Genomic DNA, 20,335 nt, shown 5'->3' with positions numbered 1-20,335 from the left:
GAGAGAGGGCCTTCCAGCACATTTCTCACGCGCACGAACGAGCCACGGCGGACCAGACCTCAGCGTGTCGTCGCGCACTTTCCTCCCACGTGAAGGCCTCCGCTCTCCGGCGACCTCGACGCGCCATGGCCAAGACCTCGGACTCGCCGGAGACCGCGACGAGGATGCCCCCGCTCAGGCCTCGGGGGGTGGGGTCCACGAGGAGACCGCCGTCCCCGACGACCTCCGGGAGCGAGCTGGTGCGAGCCGCCACCACGGGCACGCCCGCGGCCATGCCCTCGAGCGCGGGCAGACCGAAGCCCTCGTAATGAGATGGCACGACCAGGGCCGATGAGCCGGCGACCAGCGAAGGGAGGAGCGAGCCGTTGACGCGCCCGACGAGCCGAGCCGACGGAACATCGGCGAAGAGTGCGGTGCGGCGAGGGTGCTCCGGCCCGGACAGGACGAGAGTGAGGTCCGGCCTGGCCCGCGACACCTCTTGCCAGGCCACCGCGAGCCCTTCGAGGTTCTTCCGGGCGGAGGCACCGCCGGTGACGAGGACGTACGCGCCATCGACCCCGAGCCGGTGGAGGACCTCTGGGTGAGCCGAGGACGGGTCGAAGAAGCGGCTGTCGACCCCGTTGTGCACGACGTGGGGCGCCTCGATGCCGAGCAGCTCGACGGCCTCCGCGGCACTGAAGTGGGACACGCAGATGACCGCCGCCGCGCGACGCAGCTCGTCCCGGGCGGCCGCTACGGGGGCGGACTCGTCGGGGAACTTCCAGGCCACGACGTCATGGAGGGTGACGACGTCCGCCCGGGGGGAGGGTGGGAGCTCGAGGTTCGTCCGATGGGACACCGTGTCGCCGGCGTAGAGAAGCCGCCCGAGCTCCCGTCGGGCCGCGGGTGACGTGGTGGTCACCCAGCCCATCGGCAGTCTGCGGTTGCCCGGCGTGGCCGCTCGGAAGGAGCGAACGGTGAGCCGACGAGCCTGCCACCCCTCCCCGTCCACGGCAGCCAGCGCGGCGTCCGCCCGATGAGCAATCTCGGCCTCGTACACCTGAGCGCCCATGGGGTGTTCGGCAGCCACGGTGGCGATCGTCAGGCGTGGCACTGGGCCTCCGTTCGGGTCTTCGGCCGGGCGCGGACCACTCCCGCCGAGCGCTCCCGCATCATAGGGTGAGCCGGCTGCCGCTGGGCGGCCACGACATACGGGCGGAGGGACATGGATCGGCGAGTCGCGCTCGTCTCGTCATCATTCGATCCACACACCGGCGGAGTCGAGGAGCACGTCCGGCACGTGGCCCGGGTGTTCGCCTCGCGGGGCCACCAGGTCGTGGTCTGGACCGTGGACCGGGGCGAGCACCTCGGGACCCGGCAGATCGACGGCGTCGAGGTCCGGGACCTGCCCACGCCGCTGCCGGCTCGATCCTTCCGGTCCCTCCTCCGTTTCGGCCTGGAGCTGCCCGCCGCCCTGCGTTCCTGGCTCCTGGCCTACCGCAGCTTCCGGCCGGACGTCCTCCACGTCCACTGCTTCGGCCCCAACGGCGTGTACGCGCTGGCCCTCAGCCGGCTCACGCGCACGCCGCTGGTCGTCAGTGGTCATGGCGAGACCTTCATGGACGATCACCAGGTCTTTGAGAGGTCGGCACTGCTCCGCCGGGCCCTGCGCGTCGCGGGCGACCGCGCCGTGGCAGTCACCGCCTGCTCGAGCATGGTGGCGCGCGACCTCGTGAACACCTATGCGACCAAGGAACCCGTCGTCGTCCCCAACGGGGTGGAGCTCGATGCCGACGCTGAGCGAGCTCCGGGCACTCCCCCGGAGTGGTGGCCGGGACGCGGGGTCGTCGTGGGCGCCGTCGGGCGGGTCGAGGCCGTCAAGGGGTTCGACCTGCTCGTCCGGGCCTTCGGCTCGGCTCGGCTCCCCGGCGAGCGCCTCGTCATCGCCGGCGCCGGCTCTGCGCTCCCCGAGCTCACCAGGCTCGTCGAGCAGCTCGGCCTCACCGACTCGGTGGTCCTCCCCGGCCGGATCAGCCGGCCCGAGGTGGCCTGGCTCATGGAGCAGTCGTCGGTCGTGGTGGTGCCCAGTCGCGTCGAGGCCTTCGGGATCGTGGCCCTCGAGGCCTGGCGGGGCGGCTCGCCGCTGGTCCTCACTGCGAACAGCGGAGCCCGCGACATCGTCACGGACGGGGTCGACGCGCTCCTCGTGGACCCCACGGACGCCACTGCCCTGGGACGCGCCATCCGCCGGGTCATCGACGATCCGGCGCTGCGTGCGGTCCTGGCCGACAACGGCCGCCGAAACGTCGAGGACTTCACCTGGGATCGGGTCGCCGAGGACTACCTCTCCCTCTACGACTCGGTCCTGCCACCGGGCGCCGGCGCAGGACGGCCCCGATGAGCGCCGGAGGCGTGGGGCTCAACGGCAAGTGGCTCAGCCAACCCGTCACCGGGACCCAGCGCTACGCCGGCGAGATCGCGCGGCGGATGCTGCCCCTGCTCGACGGCCCGGTCACGCTGCACCTCCCCCGCGACGCCGACGTCCCCTCGTGGCTGCCGCTCGACGTGGTCGTCAGGCGCGCCCCGCTCAGCGGCACCCTCTTCGAGCAGCTCTGGCTCCCGTGGGTGGCCCGACGACAGCTGCTCGTCAGCCTGGGTGGCCCCGCGCCGCTGGCCGCCCGACGCCAGATCGTCACCATGCACGACGCCTCCCCGTTCCGGTTCCCTGACACGTACAGCACGCTGTTCGGGACGTGGTACCGCCTGATGTACCGCATCCTCGCCCGCCGCGCAGCGGCCATCCTGACCGTCTCCACTTTCAGCGCGTCGGAGCTCGCCGCCGTCCTCCACGTGTCGCAGGGAAGCATCGTCGTCGCGGGGAACGGGAGCGACCACGTGGACGGCGTCGAGCCGAGCCGTCCGCAGCTGCCGCACCTCGACGAGGACTTCGTCCTCTGCGTCGGGACGTTCGCGCGTCACAAGAACCTCGCCGCAGCCCTGACCGCTCTCGAGGCGGAAGGGATCCGGTCGGTGGTCGTCGGGGCATCCGGCGGCGATCGGGTGTTCCAGGCCGAGCACCGACAGACGTGGCGCGGGGCCACGTTCGCCGGGCGGCTCTCCGACGAGGAGATCATCTGGCTGTACGACCACGCCCGCTGCCTCGTCTTCCCCTCGCGGTACGAAGGCTTCGGGCTGCCCGTCATCGAGGCCCAGCGGCGCGGCTGCCCCGTCGTGGCCCTCGCAGCGGCTTCCATTCCAGAGGTCGCGGGAGACGGGGCCGTCCTGGTCGCCGCGACGAGCGACCTCCCGGGCGCCGTCCTGGGCCTGGAGCACGACGAGAGTCGCCGGGACTCGCTGAGGCGAGCCGGGCGAGCGAACGCCAGCCGAAGACGGTGGCGCGACAGCGCCGCCACCGTGGCAGAGGTCGTCAGGCGCCTCCAGGACCAGAACCGCAGCCGCTGAGCCGCCGGGTGACGACGCTCGCGCGCGGAGTGCCGCCGGCGTTCAGATCGACCGCACGAGGATGAACCACGCGATCACGGGAACGCCGAAAGCGAGGACGATGCCGAGGACCCGGAACGCTGCCGCATGGCTGTAGACGCGCACCATGACCGCCGCGAGCACCCCGATGCCGAAGATGCCGATCGACCAGTTCGCGAAGCGGGCGCTGAGTTCCACGATCTCGGCTGACTTGGTGATGTTGGCGATCGTGGCCGCCTTGCCGGCAGGACCCCACGGCGCGGGCAGCGGGACCTGGGCGAACAGCAGGGCCGCCAGCCCGATGACGTCGGTCTTGAGGAAGGACCTGCGGCGGGCGGCCATCTGTCGTCGCTCCCGCACCGACGGCTGCACCCGCGGGGGATCAGCGGCCAGGGCCCTCGGCAACGTGAGCAGGCACCCGGGGAGCCCGACCAGCAGCGCGAGCAGACCGGCATACACCTTGGGGCGGGTGTCGCTGGCGAAGGCCAGCGTGGTGACCACGGGGACGGTCGCCCGGGTCAGCACCCACACGTAGACGACGAACAGGAGGGCGGCGCCCACCGCGACAGGGACGTCGCCGCTGATGGGCCCCGGCCTTCTTGACATGACGGTCAGTGTATTCAGCGGCGCCGACCTAGACTGGCCGGGTGGATGGCGCTCGGGAGGTGGACGAGCCGGACCTCTTCGACGCGACGGGGGACGGCGAGGCCGCCGAGCCCCCGCCGAGGCGGGCGAGCCGGGAACGCCGTCGCAACCGGAAGGTGCTCGTGGCGGCGCTCGTGCTCCTGCTGGTCCCCGTGCTCGTCGTCGGCGGCTACCTCGGCTGGCTCAACCACATCATCACGGACAACGTCAAGCAGGCAACGCTCCTGCCCGATGTGGGCACCCGGCCGACGGGCAAGGACGGTGACGTCGTCGCCCAGCCCGAGGCGAACGGGACCAACTACCTGCTCATCGGCAACGACGCCCGACCCGGCGACACCGGCTCACGATCGGACGTCATGGTCCTCGTCCACGTGCCGGAGGACCGCCGCGACGTCACCCTCATCCACTTCCCCCGTGACCTCTGGGTGCCGATCCCGGGGCGCGGTGAGGCGAAGCTCAACGCTGCCTACGCCTACGGCGGTGCGCCGCTCCTGGTGAAGACGATGCAGAACCTGCTCGGCACCGAGATCGACCACGTGGCCATGGTGGGTTTCGAGGGGTTCAAGGCGATGACCGACGCGGTCGGCGGCGTCGACGTCAATGTCGAGGAGGCGTCCGAGGGGAACGGGAAGGTCTTTCCCAAGGGGATGATGCACATGGACGGCGAGACAGCCCTCGTCTTCGTGCGCCAGCGCTACCAGCTGAGCGAGGGTGACATCTCGCGCGGCAAGCGGCAGCAGGCCTTCATCAAGGCCCTGATGCTCAAGGCGCTCAGCCGGGAGACCCTGACCAACCCCCTGCAGCTCAAGGACTTCCTCGACGCCGCGACGAGCAACCTCACCGTGGACCAGAACCTCGACGCCTCCACCATGCGTTCGGAGGCCTTCGCGATGCGGCACATCCGAGGGGGCGACGTCCGCTTCATCACCGCACCGTTCAGCGGCTTCGGCACCAGCGCTGACGGGCAGTCGATCGACGTCGTCGACGATGCGCGGATGACGCAGCTCGGTGAGGCGATCCGCACCGACGAGCTCGAGACGTACGAGTAGCGGTCGAGCGGTCAGGCCTCTTCCCAGACGGTCAGGCCAGCACCACTGACCCACGTCCGGTCGTCGACGACGAGCCATCCGGCCTCGTCCGCCACGGAGATGGCCACGTCGCCGCCGGTCGCCCGGACCGAGCGGATGCACGCCACCTCCACCGGGTCAGCCCCCTGGGTCACCTTGGCGACCTGGACCCCGTCGCACCCCTCGACACCGACGCGGGCGACGTACGTCGCGAGGACCCCGCCCTCGAGGCGGTTGGAGAGAGCCAGTGCTCCGGACGCCTGACCGGAGTCACGCCAGCTGACGCCCCCGTCACCGGTGACCCTGACCCCTCCGTCGCTGCACAGCGCCTCGGCCTGCTGCGCCGACGTGCGGGACAGGTCGATGACGATGTCGCCCTCGCACGGCTCAGCCGTGGGCGACTGCGGAGTCGTGACCTCGGTCGGGCGGTCCAGCCGGCGCGCCCAAGCACCCACGAGCGCCGTCGGACCCGCCCAGGCCCGCCCCCCGTCCCGGGTGGTGAACTGGTCCTGGCCGCAGCCCTCCACCCCACCGACGACGAAGCCCTCGTCCCGGTCGAGCGGCTGGATCCTCGAGATGGTTGCCGAGGGGGCCTCGACGTCGTCCCACGTCGCGCCACCGTCCACGGAGATGGCCAGCCTGGCCCCGCCCGCGGCGCATGTGCCGACCGTCGCCCGCCACGCGACCTCGAGGTCGAGGGCGGCCAGCAGGACCCGGACCGGTCGTGGCGACCGTTGGCCAACGGTGGATCCGGTGGGGGCCGTGCGTGGTGTCGTCGGCGACAGCGTCCCGTCGGGTCCCGGGGCGGGCGCCCCGACCGTGGCGACGGGAGCGCTCGTGACGACGCCGCGGGGGGTGGCGGGGGCGGTCCCGACTGCTGGCGGGCGCAGGGCCAGGTAGACGAGCACGAGGTCGACGAGAAGGAACGCCACCAGGCCCGCCGTGGAGATTCCCCGCTTCATCCGTCAACCGCTCCTAGCCCGCCGTGCACGCCCGTTCGTTGCGCCCCATGGTAGGGGGCAGGCCGCCGACGGCTGCCCTGCGATACTGCGCACCGTGGACTACAGCCAGCCAGCGCGGCGGAGGGCCCGGGCCCTCCGCCGCCTCCTGGGCGCGAGCCTGCAGGCGCCGGTGTGGCGCGGCGGCACCTCGATCCAGGGCTACTGGTGGGACGGCCATGAGAACTTCGGCGACGCGATGACGCCGTGGCTCCTGCCCCGCTACGGGATCGTGCCGGTCCACCGCGAGCCGGCGCGCGCCCGGTTCGTCGGGGTCGGCAGCATCCTCGAGTTCCTTCCCGCCGACTTCGACGGGGTCGTCTGGGGCAGCGGCCTGATGCACGAAGCCCCGCGGGCCCTGCCGGCTGCGACCTTCCTGGCGGTCCGGGGCCAGCTCACTCGCGAGCTGGTCGGCAACCCACCCGGCTGCGCCCTCGGCGACCCCGGTCTGCTCGTCGCTCGACACCGACGCCGTCCGGCCGCGCGCTGGGAGCTGGGCATCGCCGCCCACGGGCACCACCGGGACGACCCGCACCTCCGGGGCCTGGCGGCCGCCCAGCCCGGCCGCGTCCGGCTCATCGACGTGAACCGGTCGATCCCCCAGGTGGTCGACGAGATCGCGGCCTGCTCGGCGATCGTCGCGACGTCCCTCCACGGTCTCATCACGGCCGACGCCTTCGGGATCCCCGCTGCGTGGACGGTCTGGGAGCCTGCCCTGCCCGGAGGCGAGTTCAAGTTCCGCGACTACGAGTCGGTGGTGTCACCGGGCTCGTCCCGCCGGTTCGCGCTCGGACCCGACATGCGCGTCGACGAGATGGTGCGCCAGGCCGTGCAGGTCTCCGCCACCGCCGTCGCGGACTGCGTGACCTCCCTGGAGTCGGCGACTCACGAGCTGTGGTCCATCGCCCGGTCGACTGCGCGCTTCCCGACGTCGACCGTGCGTCAGGTGCTCGACCGCGGGTGAAGGTCGGGTGGCCCTCGCCGGCCTCCGGCGCGGCTCCCGGGGGGTGCTACGCCGGGCGGTCAGCCAGAGGGCCGGCCGTCCCCCGGGCCGCCGGCCACCCGGGCCAGGACCTGGGCGAACTGACCGACCCGGTCGGTCCATGTCGGCACCGGTGTCTCGCCCGGTCCGGGGACCACAGCCGGGGATGACCGAATCCGGTCCACGACCGCGGAGGCGAAGACGGTCCGGTCGACCACGGTGGTCCGCGCGTCCACCGCGTCGCGGAAGCCGGCGACAGCGGTGCTGACCACCGGCCGGCCGACCGCACGGTACTCGTAGAGCTTGATCGGGTCGAGGCTGTCGGTGAAGGGCGTGACCACATGGGGCACGAGGAGCACGTCGGCGTGCTGGAGGTAGCCGGGAACGGCGACCGCAGGCCTGGCCCCGAGAAGGAGGGCGCCGGCGGCCTCGAGTCGGTGCACGTCCTCCGGGGCGAGGGCCACCGGGCCGACCAGCACCAGGTGACCCACCCCGGAGAGGGCCTGCGCTGTCGCGGCGCAGAGCTCGACGTCCAGCCGGTCCCGGTGTGCCGTGCCGACGTAGAGCGCGACGGGCCCAGCCGGCAGGTCCCCCGGACGGACCTGCTGGGTCCGGTAGGCGGCGAGGTCAACGGCGTTGGGGACGAGCGTGACCGGGCGCCCACTGCCCTTGCTGCGCGCGAGCGCCGGCGAGCAGACGACCACTTCGCGGACCCGTTCGAGGAGCACGGCCTCGGCCTGCGCGCGCCTGGCCGTCTCGGCCGGGGACCGGTCGGCGAGGAGCCAGTCGTCCGTCACGTCGTAGAGGGCCGGCCAGCCGGTGGCCTGCAGGACCGCGGCGCCGTCAGGGTCGTTGACCCACAGCAGCGGGGAGCGGAACCCGGCTCGGCGCGCGGCTCGCACCGTGACCGCGGCCAGCTGTTGGTCGACGCGGTGGTCGAGGCGTCTCGGGAGCCACTTCGCCGGCTCGAAGAGCCGCAGTCGTCCGGGCTCGACCCCGGGCAGGGCGGGCCCGTCCCTGAGGCCGCGCGGCAGCCGGGGTCGCCGCCGGCGCAGCAGGTCGTGCAGGGGGTCGACGGCCGGCTCCACGAACAGGACGCGGAGCCCGGGATCGCGCTGGAGGAGGCCTGCGACGAGGTGCTGGTTCCTCCGCCACACGTCGTCCCACCGCTCCAGCGACAGGACGACCAGATCTGTTCCCTGCGCGCCGCCCGCCTCGCCGTTCACAGCACGCTCCGGTAGACGGCCTCGGTGGCGGCGGCCTGGGCGGCCACGGAGAAGTGGCGCAGCTGAGCGGTCCGGAGCCGCTGGCCGAGGGCGTTGCGCCGCGCGGGATCGTGGGCCAGCTCGGCAAGGAGGCTGGCGGCCGCGGTGAGGTCGCCGATCGAGTAGCAGGTCTCGGGCGCAGTGGTGCAGATCGTCTCGAGGTGTCCGCCACCGGCCGCTGCGACCACCGGCAGCCCGTGGCTCATCGCTTCGAGGACGGTGAGGCCGAGCGCCTCGTCGGGTCGCGGGGCCAGCAGGACCGCGGCCCGGTCCATCAGCTCGGCCGTGTCGCTCCGGTGCCCGAGGAAGCGGACGGCCTGACCCACGCCGAGCTGCGACGCCAGGGACTCGAGCCGGCGACGCTGGCGCCCCTCCCCCGCGACGTCGAGCGACCACCCTTCAGCCGCAAGGCCGGAGGCCGCGAAGATCCGCACCGCATCGGCCGTCTGCTTCTCCGGCTCGAGCCGCTGGGCCACGAGCACCCGGCGCTCTCGGGCGGATGCGGCCCTCGGCTCGCCCGCGGGAGCCACCCCCGACACGACCACCGTCGAGGTCGGCTCGATGCGGTCGGCGACGAAGCGGCTCACGGCGATCTGGGCCGAGATCCGCCGCGCGGCCAGGCGCGCCACGAGGCCGGCGGCCCGGGAGGAGCGGCCCCGGGTGGCGGCGAAGTGCCGGGTCGCCACGACCGGCACCCGCCGCGATCGCCGGGCCAGTGCGGCGGCGATCTCTGCGGAGGTCATGTGGACGTTGAAGACGCTGGCGTCGCCGAGCCGGCCGAGGGCCCGGCTCACTTCCCACACCGTGCTCGCGGCCACGTGGCGGATGTCCGGCCGGTCCATGACCTCTCGCATGGTCCGTGCATGGCCGCCGACCACCACGACCTCGTGCCCGCTGTCGGCCTGGGCGACGGCGAGCATCGCGATGTGGCGCTCCACACCCGCAAAGGCATCGGTGCACACGGCATGGACGATCCTCACCCGGCTGCCCCGGCCGTCCGCGCAGGTCGCGCTCTGAGGGCCGGGTGCCGGGCCTGCTCCACCTGGGTGCGGACCTTCGCCTTCTCCTCCTGCGCCGCCTCGTGGCGCGCTGCTGCTCCGAGGCACAGACCGAGGATGAGGAAGGGCAGGGACACCTGGACCGCGACCCAGAAGAGGTCGAACTGGCTCTGCACGATGCGGGTCACCAGGACCAGCTCAGCCAGCACGCCGTAGGCGGGGTCGAGCCGCCGGGCGACCAGCCAGGTCCCGACCAGCAGGGCGATGAAGGCGACGAGCCCGATGATGCCGGCGCTGGTCATCGTGTCCATCAGGGAGTTGGGGGGCTGGAAGGCCTGCGGGAACCGGTCGGTGTACCACCACCGCAGGCCGACCCCGAACCACGGGTCGGTTCCCCAGATGTCCATCGAGTCCTCGAACCAGGTGAGCCTCTGGAAGAAGGAGTTGAACTCGTTGCCGGACTGGATCTGGTCCTGGACCATGACGCTGACTCCGACGAGTGCCGGGATGAGGGCGAGCAGGATCCCCTTGGACCGGCGACGGGTGGTCGTGCGGCGCATCACGAGCAGGGACACCGCGACGGCGAGGGCGATGATCGCCTGCCGCGACTGTGTGGTGAGGAGCGCTGCGACGACGGTCCAGAAGCCGGCGAGGGACCAGGCCCGGCTCCATCCCATCCAGGCCGGTCGCACGTAGAGGACGACTCCGGTCAGGGCGAAGATCGTCCCGATCGCGTTCTTCTGCACCTGGTAGGGCCAGGACATCTCGACCGGGCCGAAGTTGCCTGCGTCGTACTGGAACACAGCCTGGGCGAGCGTGATGAGCGCCAGCGCGAGGGTGGACAGCGCCAGGATGCGAAGACTCCGGCCACCGTGCCCACGACGGCCGAGCGCCCACCCGACCGCGACGGCACCGAGGACGAGGACGCCCGCATGGAACCACTCGACGAGGTTGGCCTGGTAGGGATTTCGCACGAGGGTGAACACCGTGGCGAACTGGTAGAGGGCACCGAGCCACATGACCTGTCGCATCGGCCGTGACGCGCCGGCGAGGAGCACGAGCAGCGACGGCGCGAGGGCCACCGCGAGCATCGCGTCGGAGACGGCGAGGTCGACCCCGGCCACCGAGAGCCGCGCGGTGACGAGCAGGAAGGGCAGCGCCACGAGGGGCACGAGGGCGGGGTCGGCGACGACGAGCCCGAGGAAGAGGATGAGGCCGGCGACCAGCAGGGGCAGCTCGGGGTCGCCGGCGAGGCCCCGACCGACGTAGAGGAGCACGGCCAGCAGGCCGACGACGACTGCGACGCGAAGGGCGAGCTCCCGCAGGCGCCCGGTGGTCACGACGTTGCCCCCGCGTCGCCCGGCGGGGTCACGTCGCTCTCGACCCGCAGCGGTCCGCGGAGGTAGGTGATGAACCGCTCGCGGGCGAGTCGGCCCTCCCGCCCCGAGCGGAGGGACCGAACGGCGGAACCCGCGAGCTGGGCCAGCCGGGCGGCCTGCCAGCCGGGGGCGCCGAAGTGCTTGCGGTAGTAGCGCTCCTGGCCCGCGTGGAACCGGACTTCCCGTCGTGTCGCGTCCCCGCTCGTGCCGGCGCCCACGTGCGTGGCCGTCACGGTCGGGACCACCGCGTGGTGCCAGCCCCGCCGAGCCGCCCGGTAGGCCCAGTCGGTCTCCTCGGCGTAGAGGAAGAAGGACTCGTCGAACCCGCCGATGGCGCTGATCGCTTCGGCGCGCAGGAGCAGCACCGCGCCGATGGCGAACTCGCCTCGTCGGTGCCGCCCGAGTCCCACGGCGTCGAGCCACGCGCCGCGCGGCGTGGGGAAGGGCCAGAGCACGCGCTCCTCGTCGCCGTCGGGGGCAAGCAGCCGCGGGCTGACGCTGGCGAGGTCGGGTCGCGCCCGCAGCGCCTCCGCGAGCAGTCGTATGCCGCTGGGCTCGATTCGCGCATCAGGGTTGAGCAGGAGCACGTCGGAGTCCGCAGACCGCCGCTCGCGCAGACCGACGTTGACGCCCGCGGCGAACCCGCCGTTGTGGCCGGGGTCGACGTAACGCACGCCGAGCGCGGAACAGACGGCTCGGACCTCGGGTGAGGACGAGTTGTCCACGACGAGGACGGACTCGTCGTGGAGGGGCTCGAGCGTGGAACGGAGCAGGTCGGCCACGCCGTAGGCCACGACGACGATGTCGACCGGCCGGGTCTCGGCCGTCGCGCCCGCCGGGTCGGGGGTCGCACCCGGCGGGTCGGGGGTCGCGCCCGCCGGGTCGTGGGTCGCGCCCGCCGGGCCGAGCGCGGCGCGGTAGAGGCCCTCCTGGAGGGCGGCCACCGACGTCCAGCTCGTGTCAGTGGCCCGGGCCAGGCCGGCCGATCGCAGCCGCCGGGCGAGCGCCGGGTCAGTGCCGACCCGCAGCAACGCGTCGCGCAGGGCGGCTGCGTCGCCCGGCGGCACGAGGAGCCCGGCGTCACCGACGACATCGGGCAGCGCCCCGCTGTCGCTCGCCACCACCGGCGTGCCACAGGCCATCGCCTCGACCGCGACCCGGCCGAACTGCTCGACCCACGAGCGGGTCGTCAGCGATGGGACGGCGAGGACGTCCACGGACCGGTAGAAGTCGGGCAGGTCCGCCTGGTCGACCGAGCCGGTGAGCTCCACCCGGCCGGTCGCTCCCCGGGCCTGCACCTGGGAGCGGAGCCCTGCGGCGGCCGGGCCCTGCCCGGCGATCCGGAGCGTCAGGCGCTCGTCGGCGGCGACGGCCTCGACGAGCACCGAGACGCCCTTGTGTGCCGCGAGCCGGCCCACGTATCCGACCCGGACGACGGTCGGTTGCTCAGTTCGTCGCGCACCCGATCGAAAGAGCAGTTCGTCCCGCACCGGATCGTCGAGGTCTCGCGCTGCGGCGGGCGGCTCGTGCGGGCCCGGGTCGGCCTCCCCCTCGGTCGCTCTCGTCGGGCTGAAGCGCGCCAGGTCGATGCCGAGCGGGATGAGCGTCGCCGTCCCGGAGAGGCCCTTGCGCTCGACGATGCGCCCGGCCTCGGAGTTGCACACGCTCACCCCAGCAGCATGACGCAGCGCCCAGCGCTCCAGCCAGCGGAACGGGACCGGGTACGTCTTGTCGAGGTTCTGCGCCGAGTAGAGCACGTAGGGGGCCCGGCAGCGGCGCACCGCCCTCACGGCGAGCACCTCTGCGGTGCTCAGCGCGAACGGCTCCTCGTGGATGTCGATGACGTCCCACGCCTGCCCCAGGGCCCGCCAGATCGGCCGCGGGTCGTAGAGGAACAGGGCCGGGTGGCGGCCGATGGTGCGCACCCCCGTCACCGCCTCACCGACGCGGGGCGCCAGACGGACGGTGCTGCCGCCCTCGTCCCATTCGGCGGCGGACAGGGTGACCACGTCGTGGCCGCGGACGCGCAGGGCGCGTTCGCGCTCACGCCAGGCGTCGACGACGGCGCTGTGCGACACCCGCAGGACCCGCAATCGACAACTCCCACCCTCTGGTGTCCCGACCCGTGGTGACCGGGGCTTCGCTGAACGGGCCAGCGACCCCCAGATGATATGGGAGGATTGGCGGTCAGCAGTCCGACTTCTCTCCGGAGCAACGCCCAAGGGGGGCCAGTGACGATCCGTGACCTCGTGGGCGTGATCCGTACACGGTGGCGGCTCATCGCCCTCTGCGTCCTCGTCGTCATCGGCGCCACCGCCGCCTCGACCCTGATGACCACTCCCGTCTACGAGGCAACCGCCCGGGTCTACCTCTCCACCGTCAAGCCGGCCGACGACAAGAGCCCCGGTGGCACCTACGCGATCACCCAGAAGGACCTCAACACCTACGTCGCCATCCTCGGCTCCCCGGCTGTCCAGGACCCGCTCCGTGCGGAGCTGGGGCTGGCCCCCGGGACGGGCATCGACATCAGCGGCACGGTGTCCGAGCTGACGAACGTCCTCGACCTGCAGGCTCGCAGCTCCGACCCGCAGCGGGCCGCGGACATCGCGAACACCGCGGGACCCGTCCTCGCTGACGCGGCCAAGAAGTTCTCCCCGCTGCTCGCCAACAACAACCAGGTCGTCGAGGCGGAGGCGATCACCCCCGCCCTGGCCCCGGCCGAGCCGATCTCACCCAAGGTCAAGACGAACCTCGCGATGGCCCTCCTCGCTGGTCTCGTCATCGGCATCGGCGCGGCCCTCCTGCGGCACGTCGCGGACACGAAGGTGCGAGGGGACGAGGACATCCGCAAGCTGTCCGACCGGCCGATCCTCGCGACGATCCCCTTCGTCAAGGGCAGCGACGGTCCGGTCCTCACCCTCGCCGACGACCCGCACACGCACCACGCCGAAGCGATCCGGCGGCTGCGCACGAACATCCTCTTCGTCGACGTGACGACCCAGGGCCACTCGTTCGTCATCACCTCGTCGAACCCCGGCGAGGGCAAGACGACGACCTCGGTCAACCTCGCCATCGCGATGGCCGACGCCGGCTCGAAGGTGCTGCTCATCGACGGCGACCTGCGCAACCCATCGGTGGCCAAGACGATGGGGCTCGAGGGCAGTGCCGGGCTGACGACCGTGCTGCTCCGGCGCGCGGAGCCGGCCGACGTCATCCAGGCGTGGCGCGACACGAGCCTCCACGTCCTGCCGGCCGGCCAGATCCCACCCAACCCGAGCGAGCTGATCGGCTCGGAGGCGATGTCGCAGCTCTTCCAGAAGCTGGCGCAGGAGTTCGACTACATCCTCATCGACAGCCCGCCGATCAACCCGGTCATCGACGCGGTGCTGCTCAACCAGCTCACCCACGGCCTCATCATGGTCGTCGCGAGCGAGCGCACCAGGCGGCGCGAGCTCGAGGCGGCCCTGCGCTCTCTCGAGACGGTCGAGGTCCCGGTCGCCGGGTTCGCGCTCAACCTCGCGACCGGCGCACGGTCCGCGGCCTACCGGTACGGCACCTACGGGTACGGCCAGACCGCCGCGGTCCACGGCAGCAGGGCGGCGAAGAAGTCACGCCGGTCCGACCGACGCGGCCTCTCCCGGGCCCGCTGACACCGGCTGAGCCCGCTGGGACCAGCCGGGGGCCGAGGGGCCGGGGGCCGGTGCACTCAGTCGCCCGCCCGGCGCGGACGGCGGCGCGCCAGCTCCTCCCGGACGCCGCGCGCGGGACGCGCGAAGAACTCGGCGACCACCTCGCGACGGGTCGGCGGTCGCCCCCTCAGCATGGCCAGGTGCTCGACGTTGACGAGTGCCGCCCGGCCGACGAGGCGCAGCTTGCCCCGTGTCGTGGGGGCCGCCTTGACCCGGGCGCGCCACTCGTCGATCCGGGTCCCCCCGGCCGAGGCGACCTGCCAGAGGTCGTGGTCCGGGTGCCCTCGCCACGCGTCGAGCCGTCCGGTGGCGGCGGCCAGGCCGACCTCGGCGCCGAGGCGCCGGGCCAGTTCCTCCACCGCGGCCCGCACGTCGTCGTCCGCCGCGGTCCACGTGTGGGTGATGTCCTGCCTGCCCCGGTGCGACCCGCGCGACCGGGCCGCGTGCAGGAGCAGGACCAGTCGCTGGGCGGTCGGCTCGGGGACCCGGCAGGCGCGCCCGGCCGCCAGCCAGGTTCGCCCCGCCGACCACAGGACGCCGAAAGCCACCTCGGCCCGCACCGTGAGTCCCGGGAAGCTGCGATGGACGTCGAGGTGGCCCCATGCCGGGTGGCGCAGGGTGGCCGAGTGCTCGAAGGCCGAGCTCGAGGGGAAGTCGTTGAGCAGCTCCCATCCGGCCGCACGGAGCGCGACGAGGAGGGCCGCGACGTGGTCGGGGTGAACGAGGACGTCGACGTCGGACGCCGTCCGCCCACTGCGACGGACCGTCGGGTCGAGCGACTCGCCCTTGATGTGCAGCAGGTCCGCGCCGATGCGGTCGGCGACGACCTGGACCGCGGCGTGCCCGAGCTGGAGCCGGATCGGGGTCGGGATCGTCGTCGTCACGCGCCGCCTCCCTCGGGCTCCACCTCGACGAGACCCTGCGCCGCGAGGTCGTCGACGACCGCCCGCACCGCGCCCTCGAGGTCGCCGTCCTCAGGGACCCCGAACTCGGCGGCCAGGTGGGCACCCAACGCGCCCAGCGGCATACCGTCTCGGGTCAGCGAGCGCACAGCGAGACCGAGCGGTGACAGCCGGACGACCCGACCGCCCGACGCGTCGCCGAGCAGGACGACCCCCTCCCCGTCGACGACGAGCTCGTCGACGGCCTCGACCGCACGCACGACGACCTCGCTCATCGCGCCCTCCCCGTGATCTCACGGATGACCGGCTCGAGGTCGGCGGCCTCGGCGTAACGGAGCAGCCGGAACCCGCCGGTCGCCTCCCCCAGCTCGGCCAGGCGGTTGAGCGGTCGGGCGAGCAGCGGCAGCGACGACGTCTCCGGAGCGAGCGTGACGATGGCGTCGAGCACGTCCATCGGCTCGACCGCGACGCCCACCATGGCCGGGTCCCGGCGGATGACGACCACCCCGGCGACCCACGGCTCGGCTCGAGGGGCCAGGAGCCCGAGCTGTGCGGCCGGCACCTCGTCCTTGAGCCCGCGGTGCGGGTCCCGGCGGATCGACAGCGGCTTGCGGTACGGCAGGATCCGACCGTCGGCCGTGACGGCGACCGTCTCGTCGGTGAGGTAGGCGAGCGACGTCCCGAACGTGCGGCTCAACGTCGTCTTGCCCGTCCCACCCGGCGCCACGAAGACCACCGCGGCGCCGGTCGTCGGATCGCAGAGCGCGCCGGCGTGGAGCATGAGCACGCGACCCGCCTGCGCCGCGATGAGCGCCTTGGTGATGCCCTGGGTGGCCCGCATGAGCATCCGGGCCGGCGCGTCCTCGTCCCCCGGGGGCAACGCCTCCCCGAACCGCTCGGCCACGACGAACGCGCCGGCACCGACCTCCTCGGCGGGGTCGGCGCCTCCCGCGCGGGGGTCGAGACAGTGCTGCCACGCCCGACGGAACGCCGCGGCCACCTCCACCGGCAGCCCGCTCAGGTCGAGCGCGAGATGCGCGCCGAGCGCATGCAGGTCGACGACCTCGTCGGCGACGGCCGGCGAGGCAGTCGGGCCCGGATGGGCGCGCGGGCTGGGGACCGTGGGCATCGTGCTGCAGCGTAACCACCCCGTGGCATCATCGTCGCCATGAGAGGCGGCAGTGGCGGCGGCCGACCGCGCGTGGCCATCGCCCACGACTACCTCACCCAGCGCGGCGGCGCCGAACGTGTCGTCCTCTCGATGCTCCGGGCGTTCCCCGACGCGACGATCCACACGACGCTCTACGACCCGGAGGGGACGTTCCCCGAGTTCCGCGACGCCCGCATCGTCACGTCGCCCCTGAACCGCTCGACACGCCTCCGCCACGACCACCGGCTGGCCCTGCCGCTCCTGCCGTGGGCCGTCTCGCGACTGCCGGTGGACGCCGACCTCGTCATCGCCTCGAGCTCCGGCTGGGCGCACGGAGTCCCGACGTCGGGCAAGAAGCTCGTCTACTGCCACGCCCCCGCCCGGTGGCTCTACCAGGCGGACGCCTACCTCGGGCACCCCCCGCGGAGCTCGGTGACGGGGCGGGCGCTCCTCGCGCTCAGTCCCCCGCTGCTCCGGTGGGACCGGCGCGCGGCAGCGACCGCGGACCGTTACCTGGTCAACTCCACCGTCGTCCGAGACCGCGTCAAGGAGGCCTACGGCATCGACGCCGAGGTCCTCCCCCCGCCGTTCGGGATCGACCCCCACGGCCCCAGCGAGGTCGTCGGGGAGCTCGCCGACTGGGCCGACGGCTACCACCTGCTCGTCTCCCGGCTGCTGCCCTACAAGAACGTCGCCGAAGCGGTCCGCGCCTTCGACGGCCTCGACGAACGCCTCGTCGTCGTCGGGCACGGCCCCCTCGAGGCCGAGCTGCGCGCCACCGCGCCCCCCAACGTGCGGATCGTGTCCGGGCTCGTCGACGCGCACCTGCGCTGGGTCTACTCGCACAGCACCGCGCTCATCGCCCCGAGTCTCGAGGACTTCGGGCTCACCCCCCTCGAGGCAGGGGCCTTCGGGCGCCCCACCCTCGCCCTGCACGCCGGCGGCTACCTCGACACCGTCGCGCCCGGGGTCTCAGGAGCGTTCTTCGCAACCCCCACGGCGAACGACGTCCGGGCCGCCGTGGCCGCGAACCGGAACGCCGAATGGGACGCCGAGGCGATCCGGTCGCACGTCGACAGCTTCTCGGAGCCGCACTTCCACCGGCGCCTGGTTGCCGCGGTGGAGACCCTGCTCACCGACGACCGCGCCTGACGCTGGGAGCGAGCTGAGCGGCATACGGCTCAGTCGTCGGTGTGCACGAGCAGCCCGAGCGCGACGAGCTGCTCCACGAAGGCGGCCACGTCCTGCTCGATGGCGGCGGGCGCCAGCCCGAACGCGTCCGCGACGCGCTCCACGACCTGCTCGAGCGAGCCCCCCTCGCTCGCCTCCGCCCAGATGACCGCCGCCGAGTCGGCGAGGACGAGCGCCGGCCCCTCGGGCAACCGTGCGACATAGGTCAGCTCGTCCGCGTCGACGCGTCCCACGTCGGGAGCGATGCCGTATGCCGCTGAGCTCGTCACGCACGTAGCGTCCCACGAGTGGGTGGCGGGCTCACCCGATCGTGCGGAAAGCGCAGGGCGCTGCGTCGGCGTGGGTAGATTGGGCAGGCGGAGGGGACCGCACCGGTTCAGTGGAAGGGCGGCGATGGCGGAGGGGGACGTTCGCTTCAGGGTGCTCACCGTGTGCACCGGCAACATCTGCCGGTCGCCCGCGGCCGAACGCCTCATCCGTCGCGTCTGGGTCGACGGCGCCGCCGGCGTCGAGGTCGTCAGCGGCGGCACCCACGCCATGGTCGGCGAACCGATCCAGATCTCGATGGCGCACCTCCTCGAGCAGTCGGGCGCCTACTCGGGAGAGTTCTGTGCCCAGCTGCTCACGCCCCAGCTCGTCGAGCGCGCGGACCTCGTGCTCGGGATGACCCGACGGCACCGGGCCGCAGCGGTGGCCCTGGGCCCCGCCGCGACGGGACGGACGTTCACGTTGCGCGAGTTCGCCCGACTCGTCGCCGACGGGGCCGCCGAGTTCGAGCCCACCGAGGACCGCGTGGAGTCGCTCCGCCGCGTCGTCGAGCTCGCGGGGTCGAGACGCCGGGCCGTGCTCGACCCGGCCGTGGACGACATCGCCGACCCCTACGGACGCGACCTCGAGGCGTACCACCTGGCCTTCACCGAGATCTCGCGAGCCGTGGACCTCGTCGGACGGGTGCTCGAGGGGCTCCCGGTGTCCGATCCGCGAGTGGTCGGCCCGGCGGCTCCGTCCCCGGAGGAGGCGCCGCCGGGGCGCCGCTCGTGGGGACGGCGGCGGCGCTGAGCGGACCGGTCCCCGCGGTGGCTCAGTGTCCGGCGAGGGAGGCGGTGTGGGCGAGGTACTGCTCGAACGTCGGCAGCTCGCCCCGCTCCGCCGCCGCCTCCAGGGTCGGCGCTGCCGCGTCCTTGTCGGAGACGACGGGGACGAACCCCTCCGGCAGGGCCAGGCCCACCGCGGGGTCGAGCGGGTTGACGCCGCGCTCGGCCGCCGGGTTGAAGACCTCCGAACAGAGGTAGACGGCGACGCCGTCCTCGAGGCACGCGAGCGCATGGCCAAGGCCTTCCGCGACGTAGACCGCGCGCCGGTCGACGGCGTCGAGCCGGACGCTGTCCCACTGCCCGAAGGTCGGGGAACCCACGCGGATGTCGATGACGAAGTCCAGGAAGACGCCACTCGTCACCGTGACGAACTTGGCCTGGGACGGCGGGAGGGCGGCGAAGTGGATGCCGCGGAGGGCGCCCGCCTGCGACACCGAGATGTTCGTCTGCCGGACGCGCATCTCATGGCCGAGCGCCTCGGCCAACCGGTCTGCCCGGAAGCCCTCGGCAAAGGTTCCGCGATCGTCGTGGAACTGGCGAGGTGTGACCTCGAAGGCACCAGCGATGGTCAGAGATCGGATCTCCACAGGTGGTCAATGTCCTTCGTTCATGAGGTCGAACAGGTACGCCCCGTAGCCGCTCTTGAGCTGGTCGTCAGCATGACCGCGGAGGACATCGTCGTTGATCCATCCATTGCGCCAGGCGACCTCCTCGACGCACCCGACCTTCTGCCCCTGCCGCGCCTCGATGACGTGCACGTACTGGCTGGCCTCGATGAGCCCGTCGAACGTCCCGGTGTCGAACCACGCGGTGCCGCGGGGCAGCACGCTGACGGTGAGCGCCTGGCGCCGGAGGTACTCGGCGTTGACGGCCGTGATCTCCAGCTCACCCCGAGCGCTCGGCGTCAACCCCTTCGCGATGGAGACGACGTCGTTGTCGTAGAAGTAGAGGCCCGGGATGGCGTAGCTCGACCTGGGCCGCTCCGGCTTCTCCTCGATGGAGAGCACCTGGCCGTCCGTGTCGAACTCGACGACGCCGTAGGCCGTGGGGTCAGCGACGCGGTAGGCGAAGATGTGCCCGCCCGTCACGCTCGTGTTGTCGGCGAGGCGAGCGCCGAGGCCCGGACCGAAGAAGATGTTGTCGCCGAGGACGAGCGCGACGTGGTCCGAGCCGATGAAGTCGGCACCGATGATGAACGCCTGGGCCAGGCCCTCGGGGCGCTCCTGAGTCGCGTAGGACAGGGACATCCCCCACTGGGACCCGTCGCCGAGCAGCCGCTCGAACTGCTCGCGGTCCTGGGGGGTCGTGATGACGAGGACCTCGCGGATGCCGGCCATCATCAGGGTCGACAGCGGGTAGTAGATCATCGGCTTGTCGTAGACCGGCATGAGCTGCTTGCTGATGGCGCGCGTGATCGGGTGCAGGCGGCTACCGGTTCCCCCGGCCAGGATGATTCCCTTCATGGTGCGCCAGCCTAGCCGCCGCGGATGACGTCAAAAGTTCCGCACCTTTGGTA

General features: G+C 72.7%; 20 protein-coding genes. 7 read left to right on the top strand and 13 right to left on the bottom strand.

Annotated features, from left to right (window positions below; translation table 11 throughout):
* Positions 1-25: 25 nt before the first annotated feature.
* A complete protein-coding gene (locus INTCA_RS05985; RefSeq protein WP_244859877.1) occupies positions 26-1,069 on the bottom strand; it encodes a glycosyltransferase family 4 protein in 1,044 nt (347 codons plus the stop codon).
* 135 nt (positions 1,070-1,204) lie between these two features.
* Here INTCA_RS05985 and INTCA_RS18595 point away from each other — a divergent pair, with 135 nt between their 5' ends.
* Complete coding sequence (locus tag INTCA_RS18595; protein ID WP_013492026.1) at positions 1,205-2,380, top strand: glycosyltransferase family 4 protein; 1,176 nt, start codon at positions 1,205-1,207, stop codon at positions 2,378-2,380.
* The gene (locus INTCA_RS05975) at positions 2,377-3,441 is read left to right on the top strand and encodes a glycosyltransferase family 4 protein (protein ID WP_013492025.1); all 1,065 of its coding nucleotides are present in this window, start codon (positions 2,377-2,379) and stop codon (positions 3,439-3,441) included. The genes INTCA_RS18595 and INTCA_RS05975 overlap by 4 nt, the downstream gene beginning before the upstream one ends.
* 42 nt (positions 3,442-3,483) lie before the next feature.
* On the opposite strand, the gene INTCA_RS05970 is transcribed toward INTCA_RS05975, so the two are convergent.
* Entirely contained in the window at positions 3,484-4,065 is a 582-nt protein-coding gene (locus INTCA_RS05970; RefSeq protein ID WP_013492024.1) for a hypothetical protein, read from the bottom strand.
* Positions 4,066-4,106: 41 nt separating this feature from the next.
* On the opposite strand from INTCA_RS05970, the gene INTCA_RS05965 reads away from it, so the two are divergent.
* Positions 4,107-5,153: an LCP family protein gene (locus INTCA_RS05965; protein WP_114609576.1), complete on the top strand. Its 1,047-nt coding sequence runs from the start codon at positions 4,107-4,109 to the stop codon at positions 5,151-5,153.
* An 11-nt stretch (positions 5,154-5,164) separates the two neighbouring features.
* On the opposite strand, the gene INTCA_RS05960 is transcribed toward INTCA_RS05965, so the two are convergent.
* Entirely contained in the window at positions 5,165-6,133 is a 969-nt protein-coding gene (locus tag INTCA_RS05960) for a beta propeller repeat protein (RefSeq protein WP_013492022.1), read from the bottom strand.
* A gap of 94 nt (positions 6,134-6,227) precedes the next feature.
* On the opposite strand from INTCA_RS05960, the gene INTCA_RS05955 reads away from it, so the two are divergent.
* Positions 6,228-7,133: a polysaccharide pyruvyl transferase family protein gene (locus tag INTCA_RS05955; protein ID WP_013492021.1), complete on the top strand. Its 906-nt coding sequence runs from the start codon at positions 6,228-6,230 to the stop codon at positions 7,131-7,133.
* Between the two features lie 59 nt (positions 7,134-7,192).
* Here the strand turns inward: INTCA_RS05955 and INTCA_RS05950 are convergent, their stop codons facing one another.
* From INTCA_RS05950 to INTCA_RS05935, 4 genes are read right to left on the bottom strand one after another with little or no spacing between them, the layout of a single operon-like run.
* Complete coding sequence (locus INTCA_RS05950; RefSeq protein WP_013492020.1) at positions 7,193-8,377, bottom strand: glycosyltransferase; 1,185 nt, start codon at positions 8,375-8,377, stop codon at positions 7,193-7,195.
* Positions 8,374-9,378 (bottom strand): glycosyltransferase family 4 protein, encoded by a 1,005-nt coding sequence (locus INTCA_RS18590; RefSeq protein WP_148236494.1) that lies wholly within the window; start codon positions 9,376-9,378, stop codon positions 8,374-8,376. The genes INTCA_RS05950 and INTCA_RS18590 overlap by 4 nt, the downstream gene beginning before the upstream one ends.
* A 14-nt stretch (positions 9,379-9,392) precedes the next feature.
* Positions 9,393-10,754, bottom strand: coding sequence for an O-antigen ligase family protein (locus tag INTCA_RS05940; RefSeq protein WP_013492018.1), 1,362 nt, complete (start codon positions 10,752-10,754; stop codon positions 9,393-9,395).
* On the bottom strand, positions 10,751-12,871 hold the full coding sequence (locus INTCA_RS05935) for a glycosyltransferase (RefSeq protein ID WP_013492017.1): 2,121 nt from the start codon (positions 12,869-12,871) through the stop codon (positions 10,751-10,753). Before INTCA_RS05935 ends, INTCA_RS05940 begins: the two co-directional genes overlap by 4 nt.
* Before the next feature lie 153 nt (positions 12,872-13,024).
* On the opposite strand from INTCA_RS05935, the gene INTCA_RS05930 reads away from it, so the two are divergent.
* The gene (locus INTCA_RS05930; RefSeq protein WP_013492016.1) at positions 13,025-14,443 is read left to right on the top strand and encodes a tyrosine-protein kinase domain-containing protein; all 1,419 of its coding nucleotides are present in this window, start codon (positions 13,025-13,027) and stop codon (positions 14,441-14,443) included.
* Between the two features lie 56 nt (positions 14,444-14,499).
* Here INTCA_RS05930 and INTCA_RS05925 read toward each other — a convergent pair whose 3' ends face one another.
* The 3 genes from INTCA_RS05925 to INTCA_RS05915 are packed head-to-tail and all read right to left on the bottom strand — an operon-like array spanning position 14,500 to position 16,513.
* Complete coding sequence (locus tag INTCA_RS05925) at positions 14,500-15,366, bottom strand: nucleotidyltransferase family protein (protein WP_013492015.1); 867 nt, start codon at positions 15,364-15,366, stop codon at positions 14,500-14,502.
* A complete protein-coding gene (locus tag INTCA_RS05920; RefSeq protein ID WP_013492014.1) occupies positions 15,363-15,659 on the bottom strand; it encodes a PqqD family protein in 297 nt (98 codons plus the stop codon). The genes INTCA_RS05925 and INTCA_RS05920 overlap by 4 nt, the downstream gene beginning before the upstream one ends.
* Positions 15,656-16,513: a hypothetical protein gene (locus INTCA_RS05915; RefSeq protein ID WP_013492013.1), complete on the bottom strand. Its 858-nt coding sequence runs from the start codon at positions 16,511-16,513 to the stop codon at positions 15,656-15,658. Before INTCA_RS05915 ends, INTCA_RS05920 begins: the two co-directional genes overlap by 4 nt.
* Before the next feature lie 39 nt (positions 16,514-16,552).
* Here INTCA_RS05915 and INTCA_RS05910 point away from each other — a divergent pair, with 39 nt between their 5' ends.
* Positions 16,553-17,686 (top strand): glycosyltransferase, encoded by a 1,134-nt coding sequence (locus INTCA_RS05910; RefSeq protein ID WP_013492012.1) that lies wholly within the window; start codon positions 16,553-16,555, stop codon positions 17,684-17,686.
* A 29-nt stretch (positions 17,687-17,715) separates the two neighbouring features.
* Here the strand turns inward: INTCA_RS05910 and INTCA_RS19815 are convergent, their stop codons facing one another.
* On the bottom strand, positions 17,716-17,994 hold the full coding sequence (locus tag INTCA_RS19815; protein WP_013492011.1) for a PqqD family protein: 279 nt from the start codon (positions 17,992-17,994) through the stop codon (positions 17,716-17,718).
* Positions 17,995-18,118: 124 nt separating this feature from the next.
* Here INTCA_RS19815 and INTCA_RS05900 point away from each other — a divergent pair, with 124 nt between their 5' ends.
* The gene (locus tag INTCA_RS05900; protein WP_013492010.1) at positions 18,119-18,784 is read left to right on the top strand and encodes an arsenate reductase/protein-tyrosine-phosphatase family protein; all 666 of its coding nucleotides are present in this window, start codon (positions 18,119-18,121) and stop codon (positions 18,782-18,784) included.
* A gap of 22 nt (positions 18,785-18,806) precedes the next feature.
* Here the strand turns inward: INTCA_RS05900 and INTCA_RS05895 are convergent, their stop codons facing one another.
* Both INTCA_RS05895 and rfbA read right to left on the bottom strand, forming a co-directional pair.
* Positions 18,807-19,406: a dTDP-4-dehydrorhamnose 3,5-epimerase family protein gene (locus tag INTCA_RS05895; RefSeq protein WP_013492009.1), complete on the bottom strand. Its 600-nt coding sequence runs from the start codon at positions 19,404-19,406 to the stop codon at positions 18,807-18,809.
* Between the two features lie 6 nt (positions 19,407-19,412).
* Positions 19,413-20,282 carry a glucose-1-phosphate thymidylyltransferase RfbA gene (gene rfbA, locus INTCA_RS05890; RefSeq protein ID WP_013492008.1) on the bottom strand — a complete coding sequence of 290 codons (870 nt, stop codon included), beginning with the start codon at positions 20,280-20,282 and terminating at the stop codon, positions 19,413-19,415.
* Positions 20,283-20,335 lie beyond the last annotated feature (53 nt).

The sequence above is a fragment of the Intrasporangium calvum DSM 43043 genome, from assembly GCF_000184685.1.
Taxonomy (GTDB): domain Bacteria; phylum Actinomycetota; class Actinomycetes; order Actinomycetales; family Dermatophilaceae; genus Intrasporangium; species Intrasporangium calvum.
This window is presented reverse-complemented; position numbering and strand designations above follow the sequence as displayed.

What these genes read in the sequence shown, in the direction of transcription:
- rfbA (WP_013492008.1), bottom strand. Translation starts at nt 20,282, where the DNA reads ATGAAGGGAATCATCCTGGCCGGGGGAACCGGTAGCCGCCTGCACCCG.
- INTCA_RS18595 (WP_013492026.1), top strand. Translation starts at nt 1,205, where the DNA reads ATGGATCGGCGAGTCGCGCTCGTCTCGTCATCATTCGATCCACACACC.
- INTCA_RS05960 (WP_013492022.1), bottom strand. Translation starts at nt 6,133, where the DNA reads ATGAAGCGGGGAATCTCCACGGCGGGCCTGGTGGCGTTCCTTCTCGTC.
- INTCA_RS05970 (WP_013492024.1), bottom strand. Translation starts at nt 4,065, where the DNA reads ATGTCAAGAAGGCCGGGGCCCATCAGCGGCGACGTCCCTGTCGCGGTG.
- INTCA_RS05920 (WP_013492014.1), bottom strand. Translation starts at nt 15,659, where the DNA reads ATGAGCGAGGTCGTCGTGCGTGCGGTCGAGGCCGTCGACGAGCTCGTC.
- INTCA_RS05975 (WP_013492025.1), top strand. Translation starts at nt 2,377, where the DNA reads ATGAGCGCCGGAGGCGTGGGGCTCAACGGCAAGTGGCTCAGCCAACCC.
- INTCA_RS05900 (WP_013492010.1), top strand. Translation starts at nt 18,119, where the DNA reads ATGGCGGAGGGGGACGTTCGCTTCAGGGTGCTCACCGTGTGCACCGGC.
- INTCA_RS05915 (WP_013492013.1), bottom strand. Translation starts at nt 16,513, where the DNA reads ATGCCCACGGTCCCCAGCCCGCGCGCCCATCCGGGCCCGACTGCCTCG.
- INTCA_RS05910 (WP_013492012.1), top strand. Translation starts at nt 16,553, where the DNA reads ATGAGAGGCGGCAGTGGCGGCGGCCGACCGCGCGTGGCCATCGCCCAC.